This is a genomic window from Sinorhizobium sp. FG01, assembly GCF_002531875.1.
GTDB lineage: Bacteria > Pseudomonadota > Alphaproteobacteria > Rhizobiales > Rhizobiaceae > Sinorhizobium > Sinorhizobium fredii_C.
The window spans coordinates 248,376-263,872 of record NZ_NWTB01000003.1; the positions used below are offsets into that span (position 1 = coordinate 248,376).

Genomic DNA, 15,497 nt, shown 5'->3' on the forward strand with positions numbered 1-15,497 from the left:
TCTTGACTTTTCGCACCGCGGCACCGGCGGCCCGTTAACAATTCATTAGGATTCTAGCGAATGCGGATTGCGCTTAATTGTAAGAACCGGGCTAATGTGTCACTACGATACGATTAGGAACAGGTCTGCATACGAAAGTGGCAACTGTTCTGGTGGATAAGCTGCGCGCCCCGTGTCCTGAGACGCGAGCTGCGGTTATTCCATCGAGGCGATGCAATGGTGACCAGTGGGCGTATGGCGCAGATGTCTTGCGCGTAGCTTGCGGGTCACCGCCCTGGTTGAGGGAGTCTATTGGTCCGAACCGGTCCAAATTAGGCGGCCATGAGCGGGCAATAGTAGTGAGGCGTATCCCTATGGCGACGAAGAAGAGCAACGAGTCGATCGACGAAAAGGCCTTCCAGGCTCTGGAAGCTGCCCTGAAGATCGATTTTGACGACCTGAAGTCGGCCTTGAACGACAAGAATTCCTTGGATGATCCGGAGGAAAAGGTGTCCGAGCCCAGCAGGAAGGCTGCCGCGTCCGAACATAAGCGCACCGGGAAGGACCAACCGGAAGCACAGAGGGCCCGGACGAGCGAGGCGCCTCGCAATCTTGCGCCGGAGCCCGCTCCGAAACAGCCGGCGCTTTCCCCGGCCAATGACGATACCCGCAGATCGCCCGCGGCAATGCTCCGCTCCCTCGAAGTCCGATCCAGCCGTGCGGCGATCCGTGTCGCGGCGCTGATCTCGCTGGTGTGGGCGCTTGCCGGGGTAGCGATCGGCCACCTCCTCTATGCGCCGCAGATCTGGCAGATACGCTCTCTCGGCGATCTCGCAGCCACGCCCGGTGCGATCGGCATCCTGATCGGCATTGCCTTGCCGGTCATGCTCTTCTTCTCCTTCGCGATCATGATTGCGCGTGCTCAGGAGCTGCGCAATGCGGCCCGCTCGATGGCCGAGGTCGCCCTGCGGCTGGCCGAACCGGAAACCGCGGCGGCCGACCGCGTCATGGCCGTCGGCCAGGCGGTCCGCCGCGAAGTGTCGGCGATGAACGAGGGCATCGAGCGCACCATTGCGCGGGCCACCGAACTGGAGGCGCTCGTCCATTCGGAAGTGAGCGCGCTCGAGCGCAGCTACAGCGAAAACGAACTGCGCGTTCGCACCCTCGTCCAGGAACTGGGGCTGGAGCGCGAAGCCATTGTCGGCCATTCCGAGCGGATCCGCTCCGCGATAGCCGGCGCGCACGGCAAGCTGAAAGACGACCTGGAACTCGCGAGCGAAGATATTGCCTCTCGTATCGCCCTGTCCGGCGAAGCCTTTGCATCGCTGATCGATACGCGGGCCGCAGCCCTCAGCGAAAAATCTGACCATGCACTGCAAAGCCTCGGCAGCATGCTGGATACCCGCACGGAGGCGCTGCTTTCCGGCCTGACGAATGCCGGAGTGACGCTCAGCAAGGAGTTCGATGTTCGCCTCGATGCGCTTAGCGAGAATCTGACAAAGCGCGGCGAACAATTGCTGAGCCAGTTCGAAACCCGTGCGTCGACGCTGGATGCGAATACCGAAAAGCTGAACAACGCCCTCAACGAGCGCGCCCGCCAGCTCAACGAGACTCTGATCGCGCGGACCCGCGACCTCAACGAAAGCTTGAATGTCGGCCAGCAGGCGATTGCCGGCGGCCTAGAGGACATGCTTTCGTCGCTCAATGCGGCCCTCGACGAGAAGGGCGCGAGTTTCCGCCAGAGCCTCAAGACGAGCGCCGACGACGCGATCATGGATCTGGACCTCCGCGGCGGCTTCTTCGAAGAGAAGCTGCAGACGACCGTCGGGCACCTCGCCACCGCCTTCGACGAACGCTTCCACGAATTCGCCAGCGCCTTCGACAAGCGGGCGGGCCTGCTCGATAGCAAGTTGATGGAGAGCCTGCACAGAATCAACGAAACCGTGTCCGGCGGCTCGGATGCGATCGGCACTGCCCTGGACAGCAGCGTCGAGAAGATCAGTTCGGCGCTTTCCGATCAGTCGCTGACGCTCGCCACCGCACTTGGCGCAACGCAGGACTTCATCGAAGAGACGATCGGCAGCCGCACATCGGAGCTCAGCAACCTCATCGGCGATGCGCACAGCCGCATCGAGGGCGTGCTCTCCGATAAGACCAGTTCGCTGATGGGCGCTCTGACGCAGGCACAGGAGCGGATCGAAGGCGGCTTCGGCCAGCGTGCCGATGCCCTCGCCAACGCGCTGACGACAAGCGAGCAGCGCCTGACGGAAGGTCTTGATTCCCGGACGTCGGCCTTCATCGACGGCCTGCAATCTGCCCATACGCGCATCGAGCAGACGCTCATGGGCTCCACCGACGAGATCACCAGCGCGATTGCCGCGAGCCAGCATCGGCTGGACAACACGCTTTCGGAGCGCACTGCCGCGCTTTCAGCCGCGCTCACCTCCGGCGCTAGCGCGCTCGAGGACGCGGTCGGCGGCACCGCTGACCGGCTGGAGCGCGTTCTCTCTGAACGTGGCCAGACGATCTCCGCAGCCCTCACCAGTCAGACGACAACGCTGGAAGGGGTGCTGTCGGAGCGCAGCCAGGCGATCGCCGACACGCTCGCCAGCCAAACGGCCGCCCTCGACGGGGTACTCTCCGAGCGCGCCGCGCAAATCAACACGACCATGTCGACACGCGCGACCGAGATGGCCGACACGCTCAGCCGCCATGCCGAAGACGTCGCCGACAACCTGACCTTCCGCGCGATGGCTGTCGCCGAAACGATGACCGACCGGGTCGGCGAGATCGAGACCAAGCTTTCGCAGAGCGTCTCCGAAGTCGCGGAAAATCTTGGCGGCCGCGTAAGCCAGATCGCCGATACGCTCACCGATACGAGTGCACGGATCGCCGAGGATCTCAGCAGCCGCGTCGGCAAGATTTCCGACTCGCTGGCGGGAACCAGCGCCGAGATCGCCGAGGCGCTTACTGCCCGCACCACGGAAGCAACGGCCTCGCTTGCCGGCAGGGCGGCGGAGATAGAGCAGACGCTCTCCGGCAGGGCCGACCATCTGCGCGAGACGCTGACGACGACGCACGAGCAGATCCGCGCGACGCTCGACGGTCGCATCAAGGCGATCGACCTCGCCGTCGGCCAGGGCCGCGAACAGCTGGAAGAGTTGCTGTCCGACCAGTCAATGGCGATGGCGACGACGCTGGCGACGAGCGCCAGCATGCTCGAAATGTCGCTCGAGGAGCGGCAAGCCGCGATCGCCGCCGCGCTTGAGCGCGGCGCCGAAGCGCTCTCCGCCCGGACGTCGGAAGCGACCGCGTCGCTTGCCGGCAAGGCGGCCGAGATCGACCAGGCGCTCTCCGGCAAGACCGCACAGCTGCGCTCCACCCTCGACGAGCAGGTCGACAGGATCAACCTCGCCGTCGGCCAGGGCCGCGAACGGTTGGAAGAGCTGCTGACCGACCAGTCGATGGGCATCGCGACGACGCTGGCGACGAGCGCCAGCATGCTCGAAATGTCGCTGGAAGAGCGGCAGAACTCGATCGCCGGCGCGATCAATCGCGGCACCGAAGCGCTCGATGCGCGCATGCGCTCGACGACCGGCAACATTGCCGAGCGCCTCGCCGAGACAGCAGACCAGATCAGCCTCGCGGCCGACACTCTGACAAACCGCGTCGACATTTCGCTCAACGGCATCAACAGCCGTCTCGACGAAACCGGCACAAGGATCGAATCGCGCTTCGCGTCGCTCGAAGACCGCATTCGCGGCGGCGTCAGCAATGTCAGCGCGATTGTCGACGACACCGGCGGCCGCATCGATATGACGCTCGGCTCTCTCGAAGATCGTGTCCGCGACAGCGTCAGCACCGTCAGCGCCGTCGTCGACGACACGGGCGGCCGCATTGAATCGACGCTCGGCTCCCTCGAAAATCGCATTCGCGACAGCGTCGACACCGTCAGCAGCATTGTCGGCGATACGGGCGGCCGCATCGAAACGACGCTTGGTTCCCTCGAAAATCGCATCCGCGACAGCGTCGGCAGCGTGAACGCCATCGTCGACGCTGCCGGACAGCGGATCACGGAAAGCCTTGCGGGGCGCGCCGGCGAAATCGACCGGATCAGCGAGACCGCGGCAGCCCGGATCACCTCCGCCATGGACGATGGGACCGGCCGGATCGCCTCCGCGATGGAGGCTGGTGCAGGCCGCATCGAGGAGCGCCTCGGGACGATGGACCGTGCCCTCACCATAGGTCTCGAAAACGTCAACCGCACGATCGAAGGCAAGGCGGCAGCGCTCGTCACGAGCCTGCGTGGCGCCGTCAGCGATGCTGCCCAGGAGATCGACGCGGAAGCTGCACGCTCGGCAGAGCTGCTCTCCAAGGCCGGTGCTGATTTCGCCAGCGCCTTGGCTGCCCGCAACGCCGAATTCGCCAATTCAATCGAATCGACCGCCTCGGCGACGGCGACACGCCATGCCGAACTTGCCCGGTCGGTCACGGAGGCCGCCGAATCCGCCTCGGCACGGCTCGCCTCGACCACGGATCAGATCGCCAGCCATACGGCGAGCATCCAGCAGAGCCTGACGGACGCGGAAAAGGCGCTTGATGCACGCGGCCAGTCGATCCGCAGCACACTCGACGACAGCACCCGCGAACTGAATTCCATGCTCGCCGGCCGCTCGCTCGAACTCACCCGTCTCCTAGACGAGCAAGCGCGTCCGGTCATCGAGCAATACGCGGCAACGGGCAAGGAAGCCGCCGCGCGCATCGCCGCCCTCACCCAGGAGAGCGCCGACCGGCTGCGAGCGGAGAACGCCGCCCTCGTCGATGCCATTACGGAGCGGACAAGCGAAACGCTCGAGGCGATCTCGCTGCGGGCGGAAGAAACCGCCAAGGCGATGAAGATGGTCGAGAACCGCCTCCAATCGACGGCCATGGGGCTGATCGACCAGCTCGCGACCAACAATTCCGCCATCGCATCGGTCATCGAGCAGGCTAACGGCAGCCTCGGGGACATGGACCAGCGCCTGGAGGCAGCCGCAGCGAAGGTTTCGGAATCCACACGGCATGCATCCGACATGTTGTCCAGTTCCACCCGCCTCATCGAAGGTCGCGTCGACAAGCTCTCGGATATCGCCTCATCGACGCTCTCGCAGATCGGCGGCATCGTCGGCCGCTTCGAGGATCACTCCAAGGTGCTCGGCCAGGCGTCCAATCTGCTGGCCGCAGCCCAGTCGAACCTGGTCAGCACGCTCGAGGAGCGCCAGGACGCCCTGCGCACGCTCTCCGTCGGTCTTGTCCAGCGTTCGGAGGAGATCGAGCGCACCATGCGCGCGCTCGAGGGCTTCGTCGACGGTGCCTTCCAGCGCGCCGAGGAGCGCTCCGGTCAGGTCGCCGGCAACCTTCGCAACGGCGTCCAGTCGTCCTTTGCCGATGTCGGCCGGCTTCTGTCGAGCACCGAGCAACGGGCCGCGGAAGCGGCCGAGGCCATGCGCAACACTCTCGCCGAGGCGGGCGGCGAGGCTGCCGCCTCCGTGGAGGGCGTGTTCGCCCGCGCCGAAGAGCGGTCGCGCCAGATCGCCCAGACGCTGCGCACCGGCGTCGAAACCTCAATCGCCGGCGCGAACGAGGCGCTGTCCGGGGTCGAAGGCCGTGCTCACAGCGCCTCCGAGGCGTTGCGCCAGGCCATCGCCAAGGCCGGCGACGAAGCGAGCCAGGCGCTCGAAGGTGCCTTTTCCAGTGCCGAGCAGCGCGCCAAGGAGGCGGCTGCCCGCCTGCGCGGCAGCATCGGGGCTTCGGTCTCCGATGTTGAGCGGATGCTGGCGGAAAGCGGCAAGAAGTCGGATGGCGTTGCCACGCAGTTGCGCGAGGCCGTCCGCCAGGCGATCGACGAAGCGATCAGCCGCTTCAGCGGCGCGACCGACGACATCCGCCGCTCCGCCGGCGAGATCCGCAAGGAACTCGACATGACCCGCGAGGAGTTGAAGCGCGGCGCTTTCGACCTGCCGGAAGAGGCCAAGGAGAATGCCGCGGTGATGCGGCGTGCCGTCGCCGAGCAGATCAAGGCGCTGCAGGAGCTCTCCGAAATCATCGGCAAGTCTTCGACGCATCTCGAGGTCGCCCAGCCGGTGCGCCAGCAGCCGGCGCTGGCTGCGCCCGCCCCCGTTGCTCAGGCGCCCGTCGCACCGCCGCAGCCCGTGGTGCAGCAACAACCGGCAATCCAGCAACAGCCGGCGGTCCAGCAACCTGCCGCGCCGAGCCCTGCGCTGCGTGGCAGCCTGGGTCTCGAGCAGGCCACGCGTCCCTTGCAGCCCGCCCGTCCGTCGGCCGCCGAAGAGCGCGTCGAGGAAGGTGGCGGCTGGATGCGGGATCTGCTGCGCGCCGCCTCCCGCGAGGAAGAGCCGCAGCCCGCGCGTCCTCGGCCGGCCGAAAGCCAGCCCGTGGCCCGCACCGGAGACAGCCGCAATCCGCGTCACGTGGTGGAATCGCTGAACTCGCTCTCGGTCGATATTGCCCGGGCGATCGACCACGACGCCTCGGTCGAGCTGTGGCGCCGCTACCAGCGCGGCGAGCGGGATGTCTTCACCCGCAGGCTCTATACGCTGAAGGGGCAGCAGACCTTCGACGAGATCAAGCGCAAGTATGATCGCGAGCCGGAGTTCCGCACCGCCGTGGACCGCTACATCGCCGACTTCGAAAAGCTGCTTGCCGATGTGGCGCGCAACGATCCGGACAAGCGCATCACCCAGACCTACCTGACGTCCGATACCGGCAAGGTCTATACGATGCTCGCCCATGCCGCCGGCCGCTTCAGCTGAAGCTCAACTGAAATTAATGCCGAAGATCATCACGGCCCCGCCGCAAGGCGGGGCCTTTTTCTTGCGAAAACCACAGACCGGTCGCTGAGCAGCATGGCAGACCGGTCTGATGCTCTCTACAGTGAGCGTGAACAGTCCGGCCATTTTCTGTAATCTGTCAGCATCGCATCCTGGCGCCAGCTCGTAGCGTGTAAAGAGACAGTTGGAATTCCGGCGCCTGCAGACAGGAGGCGGATATGAAGCCGCGAATCAAAGTCCTGACACTTGCCGTGAACGATCTCGAACGGTCCCTCGCCTTCTATCGCGACGGCCTGGGCCTGCCCACCGAGGGGATCATCGGTGAGGAGTTCGAAGACGGAGCTGTCGTCTTCTTCCATATGGGTGACGACCTGATCCTGGCGCTCTATCCGGCGTCTTCGCTTTCAAAGGATGCGAAGATCAGCGTGACGCAGGCGCGTCTCGGCGCCGTGTCGATCGGCCATATCGTCAATTCCAAAGAAGAGGTCGACAGCATCATGAAGCAGGCTGCGGAGGCCGGCGCCATCATCACCGATCCAGCGTCCGATCGTTTCTGGGGCGGCTACTCGGGTTATTTCCATGATCCGGACGGACATTTGTGGGAGATCGCCTGGAATCCGCAATGGACGGTCAAGGACTGAAGCGTCCCGATCAGTATGGTAAGCACATGGATGAGGGCGACGAGCAGCCGCCGAATCCGACAGCGCTGCTGGCTCTGACACCCCGCGGGAAAGGCTCCATACAAAAAGGTCCCGGTTTGCACCGGGACCTTTCAATGACGCGCTCTGGCAATGCCAGCTCCGATCAATGTTCCTTGTTGGCGTAGACCGACTTCTTCGTCAGATAGATCAGGCCGGTGAAGATCAGCAGGAACACCATGACCATGAAGCCGGTACGCTTGCGGTCTTCGAGATGCGGCTCTGCGGCCCACATTAGGAAAGCCGAGACGTCCCTGGCATATTGGTCCACCGTCTGCGGCGCACCGTCGTCATAGGTGACCTGATCGTCGGAGAGCGGCTTCGCCATCGCCAGCGCCGAGGCGCTCACGAAGTACGGATTGTAGTGCGTCCCTTCGGCCACCTGGACGCCTTCCGGCGGATCCTGGTAACCCGTCAGCAGCGCGTGGATATAGTCCGGACCGCCTTCCTGGTAGGGCCAGAAGATGTCGAAGACGAATTGCGGGAACCCGCGCTCGACGCCGCGCGCCTTGGCGATCAGCGAGAAGTCCGGCGGGGCGGCACCGTTATTGGCGGCCGCTGCGGCTTCCTTGTTCGGGAACGGCGACGGGAAGTAGTCGGAGGGAACGGCCTTGCGCGTGAACATCTCGCCGTCGGCGTTCGGGCCGTCCTGCACCTCGTAGTTCGCCGCGAAGGCCTTCACCTGAGCTTCTGAATAGCCGAGGTCTTCAAGGGTGCGGAAGGGCACGAGGCTCATCGAGTGGCAGGCAGAACAGACTTCGGCATAGACCTTGAGACCGCGCTGCAGCTGCCCTTTGTCGTAATGGCCGAAGAGGCCGCCGAAGGTCCAGTCCTGCTGGACCGGCTTGTGGATCGGATAGTGCGGCGTCGCGCCTGCCGCATGCTCGCCGCCAGCTTCCTCGCCCTGGGCCAGAGCCGCGCCCAGACCGAGACCGGCGACGACAGCGAGTGACAGAATGCCTGTAACAAGCTTTTTCATTGTTGTGAGTTCCTTATCAATCGCTGTTCCGGTCAGGCGTGCGCGGTTTTCGGCTGCGCCTTGGCATTCTGCTTCTCCAGCACCGCCTCGGTGATGGAGTTCGGAATGCGCTTCGGCGTTTCGATCAGGCCGAGGAGCGGCATGATGACGAGGAAGAAACCGAAGTAGTACAGCGTGCCGAGCTGCGACAGGACGACGTAGAGGCCTTCTGCCGGGCGGGAACCGAGCCAGCCGAGCATGATGGCGTTGGCGACGAAGATCCAGAAGAACAGCTTGTACCAGGGGCGGAAGACGGCGGAACGGACCTTGGACGTGTCGAGCCAGGGCAGGAAGAACAGAACGATGATCGAACCGAACATCACCAGAACGCCGCCGAGCTTGGAGTCGATCGGGCCGATATTGAAGGTGATGGCGCGCAGCATCGCGTAGAACGGCAGGTAGTACCATTCCGGAACGATGTGAGCCGGGGTCTTCAGCGCGTCGGCCGGGATGTAGTTGTCCGGATGGCCGAGATAGTTCGGCATGTAGAAGACGAACCAGGCATAGACGATGAGGAAGATCGAAACGCCGAGTGCATCCTTGAGCGTCGCATAGGGCGTGAAGGCCACGGTATCGGTCTTCGACTTCACTTCGACGCCGGTCGGGTTCGTCTGGCCGGTGACGTGCAGGGCCCAGATGTGCAGGACGACGACGCCGGCGATCATGAAGGGCAGCAGGTAGTGCAGCGAGAAGAAGCGGTTCAGCGTCGGCTGGTCGACGGCAAAGCCGCCAAGCAGGAACTGCTGAATCCACTCACCCACCAGCGGGAAGGCCGAGAAGAAGCCGGTGATAACCGTTGCGCCCCAGAAGGACATCTGACCCCAGGGCAGAACATAGCCCATGAAGCCGGTCGCCATCATCAGGAGATAGATGACGACGCCGAGTATCCAAAGGATCTCGCGCGGCGCCTTGTAAGAGCCGTAATAAAGGCCACGGGCGATGTGCAGGTAGACCGCGATGAAGAAGAAGGATGCGCCGTTGGCGTGCAGATAGCGCAGCAGCCAGCCATGGTTGACGTCGCGCATGATCTTTTCGACCGAGTTGAACGCAACGCTCGTTTCGGCTGCATAGTGCATCGCCAGCACGATACCCGTCAGGATCTGTACGATCAGCATCACCGACAGCATCGCGCCGAAGGTATAGGCGTAGTTCAGGTTGCGCGGCACCGGATAGGAGACGAACGAGTCGTGAACGAGGCGCGGCAGCGGAAGACGGGAATCAACCCACTTCTCTATGCCTGTCGTGGGCGTGTAGGTTGAATGTTCAGCACTCATTATCAGTAGTCCCCTCAACCGATCTTGATAACTGTGTCGGAAACGAACGAGAAGGTCGGCACGGCGAGGTTCTCCGGTGCCGGGCCCTTGCGGATGCGGCCGGCCGTATCGTAGTGCGACCCGTGGCAGGGACAGAACCAGCCGCCGAAATCACCGGCCTGGCCGAGCGGCACGCAGCCGAGATGGGTGCAGGAGCCGATCATCACGATCCAGTTTTCCTTGCCCTCGCCGGCGGAGCGATCGAGATCGGTCGCCTGCGCATCGGTGGCGAGGTTGGCGTTGCGGGCGACCGGGTCCTTGAGCTCTTCGAGCGGCACGGCCTTCGCATCCTCGACTTCCTTGTCGGTGCGGTTGCGGATGAAGACCGGCTTGCCGCGCCACTTCGCCGTCAGTGACATCCCCGGCTGAAGGCTCGAAACGTCGACCTCGATCGAAGCCAGCGCAAGCGTCGATGCATCCGGGCGCATCTGATCGATGAACGGCCAGGCCGCCGCGCCGGCGCCGACAACGCCGGCCATGCCCGTTGCCAGATACAGGAAATCGCGGCGAGTGGGCTCGCCCAAGGTCTCGCTTGAAGTGTCGTGTTCGCTCACGGCTAAACCATCCTCTCACGCAATGTGCGGAAACCGCATCCGCCCCCGGCGCGTTTCGGTCCCTTTTCCCAGGTCTCGGAGCGCACCCTATCCTCTTGCTGGCCCCCTGCACGGCTTGCCACGGCAAGTCTCGGTACGGATGCCAGAATCCGGAGAATCCTGCACGCAGAATCCCCACCAATCCGGCGCGTTCTATGCTCGATCGCGAATTATGTCCAGCCTTCACAGGAGGAGGTGGGCAGATTGTCGCGGGGGAAAGAGGCAGCCAATGAGCACAAGGGCTTGGCACGGTCGAAGGGCACGTCGGAGCCCCCTATTCGGCCGCTTCCTCCTGGGCGATGAAGCCGCCGGATTGGCGCGCCCAAAGTTCCGCATAGAGGCCGCCGCGGGCGATCAGCTCGGCGTGGCTGCCGTCCTCGACGATACGTCCGCGGTCCACCACCACCAGACGGTCAAGCGCTGCGATCGTCGACAATCTGTGAGCGATGGCGAGCACCGTCTTGCCCTGCATCAGACGCTCCAGATTGGACTGGATGGCTGCCTCCACTTCCGAATCGAGCGCCGAGGTCGCTTCGTCGAGAACAAGGATCGGCGCGTCCTTGAGCATCACGCGGGCGATCGCAATCCGCTGCCGCTGGCCGCCGGAAAGCTTGACGCCACGCTCGCCGACATGGGCATCGAATCCCTTGCGGCCGCGCTGGTCCTGCAGATTGACGATGAAGTCATAGGCTTCCGCCTTGCGCGCCGCTTCGATCAGCTGCTCGTCCGTCGCGCCCGGCCTTCCGAAAAGAATATTGTCGCGGATCGACCGATGCAGAAGCGAGGTGTCCTGGCTGACCATGCCGATCTGGGCGCGCAGCGATTCCTGGCGGACCGTGGCGATATCCTGCCCGTCGATCAGGATCCGACCTCCCTCGAGGTCGTAGAAGCGCAGCAGCAGGTTGACGAGGGTCGACTTGCCGGCGCCCGAGCGGCCGACGATGCCGACTTTCTCGCCGGGGCGGACGGACAGGGAGAACTCATCGATCACCCCGCCGCCCTTGCCGTAGTGAAACGACACCCGCTCGAACCGGATCTCCGGCCGTTTGACTTCGAGATCGAGCGCCCCGGGCCTGTCGACGAGGCCGATCGGCTGCGAGACGAGCTCGGCCGAATTCTGGATCGTGCCGATATTGCGCATGATGGCGTTGAACTGCGACATCATCCGCCCGAGCAGCATGTTGAGGCGCAGCACGAGCGCCAGCGTGAAGGCAACCGCCCCCGAACTCACCATTCCCGCAAGCCATAGATGAACCGAGTAGACGGCGATCGCCGCGATCATCAGCCCGGAAAGCAGCGCCTGGGAGGCCCGCACACCCGTCAGCAGGCGGGTAAAGGGGATTACCGCACCCTGAAAGCGGTCAAAGCCGGCGCGGATATAGCGGTCATTCTCCTCGTCGCTGCCGAAGAGCTTCAGCGTCTGGATATTCGAATAGGCATCGACCATGCGGCCGTTGAGCATCGACGCCATTTCCGCGGTGTCGCGGGCGTGCTTGCGGACGCGCGGAACGAAATAGCGGGCGAGCGAAAGGAAGATGGCGATCCAGAAGGCCACCATCGCCGCCAGCCGCCAATCGAGCTGGGCGACCAGTGCCATGGTCGACGCCGTGTAGATGACGATGAACCAGATGACCTGCAGCAGCGAGACGATCAGGTCGCTCGTCGCCTGCGCGCCCGACCAGACCTTGGTGACGATGCGGCCGGAAAAATCGTTCTGAAAGAAGGTGAGCGATTGCCGGGCGACGTGGACATAGGACTGCCAGCGGACAAGGTTGAGGAAGCCGGTGATGATCGCCTGCTCCTCGACCAGAGCCGCGAGCGCTACGGCCAGGAAGCGGAACACCAGCACCGTCAACAGCATGAAGAGCAGTTCCGGACCGTTGGAGGCGATCAGTCCGCTCCATCCGTCCTGTGGCCGGATGGTATCGAGCACGTCCACAAGCCGGCCGACGAAATAGAAGAGCCCCGCCTCGAGCATGGCAACCAGCCCACCGAGCGCTGCCATGGCAAGGAACGGACCCTTTGCCTGGCTTGCATAGAACCATGCGAAGCCCCAGAGCGACCTTGGCGGCTGCAGCCGGTCGCGCGGCGCGAAGGGCTTGATCCAATTCTCGAAGATAGTGACGATGGCGCGCAGCATTGTTCAGATAATAGGGGGCTGAGGACGGACGGCAATCGGTTTCCGCCGGCCCATCGATTACAAATGCGTAAGCTTTGATCCGAGCGAAAAGCGCAACGTGGCGGCAGATTACTCCGCCGCCTCCTCCTTTTCGGCGTCGTCGGCGATGAAGCCGCCGGACTGACGCGACCAGAGGTCGGCGTAGAGGCCGCCTTTGGCGACAAGCTCGGCATGCGAGCCGGTCTCCACGATCCGTCCCGCTTCGAGAACCACCAGACGGTCCATTTCCGTCAGTGTCGACAGGCGGTGGGCGATGGCGATCACCGTCTTGCCGGCCATCAGGGCGAAGAGGTTCTCCTGGATCGCCGCCTCCACCTCGGAATCGAGCGCCGATGTCGCCTCATCGAGAATGAGGATCGGCGCATCCTTGAGGAAGACCCGGGCAATGGCAATCCTCTGCCGTTGGCCTCCCGAGAGCTTCACTCCCCGTTCGCCGACCTGCGCGTCCAGCCCTCGCCTGCCGAGGTTGTCCTCGAGCATCTGGATGAACTCCCAGGCATTCGCCTTCTTGGCAGCGGCGATGACCTGCGCATCCGTCGCCTCCGGGTGTCCATAGGCGATGTTGTCGCGAATGGAGCGGTGCAGCAGCGACGTATCCTGCGTGACGACGCCGATCTGAGAACGCAGGCTGTCCTGGGTGACGGCGGAAATATTCTTGCCGTCGATCCGGATCACGCCGTCCTCCAGGTCGTAGAAGCGCAGCAGCAGGTTCATCAGCGTCGTCTTGCCGGCGCCCGAGCGGCCGACGAGGCCGATCTTCTCGCCGGGGCGAATCTCGAGCGACAGCCGATCGATGACGCCCTTTGCCTTGCCGTAGTGGAAGCGCACGTCCTCGAAACGGATCGCGCCCTTCTCAGCCTTCAACGGCGCCGCATTCGGCTCATCGACGATGTCGTGTGCCTTGGTCATCATGCCCATGCCGTCATAGACAGTGCCGATATTCTCGAACAATGCCGAGACTTCCCACATGATCCATTGCGACATGCCGTTGATGCGCATCGCGAGCCCAATCGCGACGGCGATCGCGCCGACCGAGATCGCGCTGGTCAGCCACAGATAGATGCCCAGCGCACCGACGGCGAAGAGCGCCACGCAGTTGTTCGCGTAGACGCAGATGTGGAACAGCGTCACCTTGCGCATCTGGCGGTAGACGGTGGCGAGGAACTCCTCCATGCCGGCGCGCGCATAGGTCTCCTCCCGCCCCGCATGCGAGAAGAGTTTTACCGTGCTGATATTCGTGTAGCTGTCGACGATCCGACCCGTCATCATGGACCGGGCATCCGCCTGCTCCTTGGAAATCTTCTGCAGGCGCGGCACGAAGGTGCTGACGATCACGACATAGACGGCGAGCCAGATGGCGAGCGGCGCGACGAGGCGTAAGTCGGCTGCGGCGACGACGACCAGCATCGTCGTGAAGTAGCTCACGACATAGACGAAGACGTCGAGGATCTTCATCACCGTCTCGCGAACCGCAAGCGACGTCTGCATCACCTTCGTTGCCACGCGCCCGGCGAACTCGTTGGCGAAGAAGGTCATACTCTGCCGAAGCAGGTAGCGGTGCATCTGCCAGCGGGCGATCATCGGATAATTGCCGAGCAGCACCTGGTGCATGATGAATGAATCGAGCGCCACAAGGCCCGGGAGGCCGATGAGGATCAGGGCTCCCATCCAGGCGAGCTTGCCTCCCTCGGTGGCGAGAAAGGTTTCGCGCTCGGCATTGGACAGCCAATCCACCACATTGCCGAGGAATTGAAACAGCGCCACCTCGCCGATCGCGATCAGCATGGTGCAGACCGCCATGATCAGCAGCCACGGCGCCGCCGGCTTGGTGTAGTGCCAGCAGAAGGCAAAGAGACCCTTCGGCGGAAGCCTGGGCTCTTCCGTCGGGTAAGGATTGAGGCGGGATTCAAACCAGCCGAACATTATCCAAGCTCCTTCAGATAGTTTGAAGGAAGGCGGGTCGCCCCGCATTCTTTATTTTTGAGAAATCACGGTCCAGAGATGACGCCTCGAGCCGAGCTCCACTCCGGGACCGGAGCGCGTCATTCGATCGATAGAAGGAAAAGGCGCGGAACCGGCTAGGCCTGGGAAGGCCAGGCTACAGGATGGAGGCGTGTCAACATCAATACCGTCATGCATGCCTCCGTCGGTTCGCGTTGAAGAGACTTGACCTTTACCCTCAATCGCGCTGCCGCGCCAGATTGTCGCAGTCACTTTCTTGCCTGTCTCTCCGTCGACGCTCGGCCTGTTGCCATTTTGGCACAAATTAGAGAGGTGAAATTCATCCGCGCCGAATGTACGCCACCGCAGCCGACCGGGCTGTGGATCAAGGACCAAATCGATGCCATACGACGTCTCGCGCCTGCCCCTTTGATCATACGCCGTCGACGAAAGCCCATGAACGAACTCCGCATCGCCCTCTATCAGCCGGACATTCCGGGCAACACCGGCACAATCCTGCGTCTCGCTGCCTGCCTCGGACTGGCCGTCGACATCATCGAGCCGGCGGGCTTCGATCTCTCCGACCGCAATCTCAAGCGCGCCGGCATGGACTATATCGCGGCGGTCACGCTCACCCGCCATGTCAACTGGGAGCACTTTGAAACATGGCGGGCGGAAAGCGGCCGGCGGCTGGTGCTCGCTTCCACAAAGGCCGCCGAGCCCTATACGCGTTTCGACTTCCAGCCCGACGACGTTCTGCTCTTCGGCCGGGAAAGCGCCGGCGTGCCCGATCATGTGCATGACCGTGCCGACGCCCGCATCCTCATTCCGATGGCGCCGGGCCAGCGTTCGCTCAACATCGCCATCGCCACCGCGATGGTAGTCGGCGAGGCGATGCGGCAGACCGGCGCGTTCTGAGACGTCAATGAGTGCCTTGCGGCGTCCT

8 protein-coding genes are annotated in these 15,497 nt (G+C 63.7%); 3 read left to right on the forward strand and 5 right to left on the reverse strand.

Annotated elements, in window-relative coordinates:
* Positions 1 to 353 precede the first annotated feature (353 nt).
* Positions 354 to 6,791 (forward strand): kinesin, encoded by a 6,438-nt coding sequence (locus CO656_RS03910; protein WP_097524865.1) that lies wholly within the window; start codon positions 354 to 356, stop codon positions 6,789 to 6,791.
* Positions 6,792 to 7,027: 236 nt separating this feature from the next.
* Positions 7,028 to 7,450 carry a VOC family protein gene (locus tag CO656_RS03915; protein WP_037424372.1) on the forward strand — a complete coding sequence of 141 codons (423 nt, stop codon included), beginning with the start codon at positions 7,028 to 7,030 and terminating at the stop codon, positions 7,448 to 7,450.
* Between the two features lie 163 nt (positions 7,451 to 7,613).
* Here CO656_RS03915 and CO656_RS03920 read toward each other — a convergent pair whose 3' ends face one another.
* From CO656_RS03920 to CO656_RS03940, 5 genes are all read right to left on the reverse strand, one after another.
* Positions 7,614 to 8,486 carry a cytochrome c1 gene (locus CO656_RS03920; RefSeq protein ID WP_037424369.1) on the reverse strand — a complete coding sequence of 291 codons (873 nt, stop codon included), beginning with the start codon at positions 8,484 to 8,486 and terminating at the stop codon, positions 7,614 to 7,616.
* Positions 8,487 to 8,518: 32 nt separating this feature from the next.
* On the reverse strand, positions 8,519 to 9,799 hold the full coding sequence (locus tag CO656_RS03925; protein WP_097524866.1) for a cytochrome b N-terminal domain-containing protein: 1,281 nt from the start codon (positions 9,797 to 9,799) through the stop codon (positions 8,519 to 8,521).
* A 14-nt stretch (positions 9,800 to 9,813) separates the two neighbouring features.
* Entirely contained in the window at positions 9,814 to 10,392 is a 579-nt protein-coding gene (petA, locus tag CO656_RS03930) for a ubiquinol-cytochrome c reductase iron-sulfur subunit (RefSeq protein ID WP_037424367.1), read from the reverse strand.
* A 313-nt stretch (positions 10,393 to 10,705) separates the two neighbouring features.
* A complete protein-coding gene (locus tag CO656_RS03935) occupies positions 10,706 to 12,571 on the reverse strand; it encodes an ABC transporter ATP-binding protein (protein ID WP_037424365.1) in 1,866 nt (621 codons plus the stop codon).
* Between the two features lie 108 nt (positions 12,572 to 12,679).
* Positions 12,680 to 14,533, reverse strand: coding sequence for an ABC transporter ATP-binding protein (locus CO656_RS03940; RefSeq protein ID WP_097524867.1), 1,854 nt, complete (start codon positions 14,531 to 14,533; stop codon positions 12,680 to 12,682).
* A gap of 474 nt (positions 14,534 to 15,007) precedes the next feature.
* On the opposite strand from CO656_RS03940, the gene CO656_RS03945 reads away from it, so the two are divergent.
* The gene (locus tag CO656_RS03945; protein ID WP_097524868.1) at positions 15,008 to 15,469 is read left to right on the forward strand and encodes a tRNA (cytidine(34)-2'-O)-methyltransferase; all 462 of its coding nucleotides are present in this window, start codon (positions 15,008 to 15,010) and stop codon (positions 15,467 to 15,469) included.
* Positions 15,470 to 15,497: the final 28 nt, after the last annotated feature.

Excerpts from the sequence above, each read along its gene's own strand:
- CO656_RS03925 (WP_097524866.1), bottom strand. The coding sequence starts at position 9,799 with ATGAGTGCTGAACATTCAACCTACACGCCCACGACAGGCATAGAGAAG.
- CO656_RS03910 (WP_097524865.1), top strand. The coding sequence starts at position 354 with ATGGCGACGAAGAAGAGCAACGAGTCGATCGACGAAAAGGCCTTCCAG.
- CO656_RS03935 (WP_037424365.1), bottom strand. The coding sequence starts at position 12,571 with ATGCTGCGCGCCATCGTCACTATCTTCGAGAATTGGATCAAGCCCTTC.
- CO656_RS03915 (WP_037424372.1), top strand. The coding sequence starts at position 7,028 with ATGAAGCCGCGAATCAAAGTCCTGACACTTGCCGTGAACGATCTCGAA.
- CO656_RS03920 (WP_037424369.1), bottom strand. The coding sequence starts at position 8,486 with ATGAAAAAGCTTGTTACAGGCATTCTGTCACTCGCTGTCGTCGCCGGT.
- CO656_RS03945 (WP_097524868.1), top strand. The coding sequence starts at position 15,008 with ATGAACGAACTCCGCATCGCCCTCTATCAGCCGGACATTCCGGGCAAC.
- CO656_RS03940 (WP_097524867.1), bottom strand. The coding sequence starts at position 14,533 with ATGTTCGGCTGGTTTGAATCCCGCCTCAATCCTTACCCGACGGAAGAG.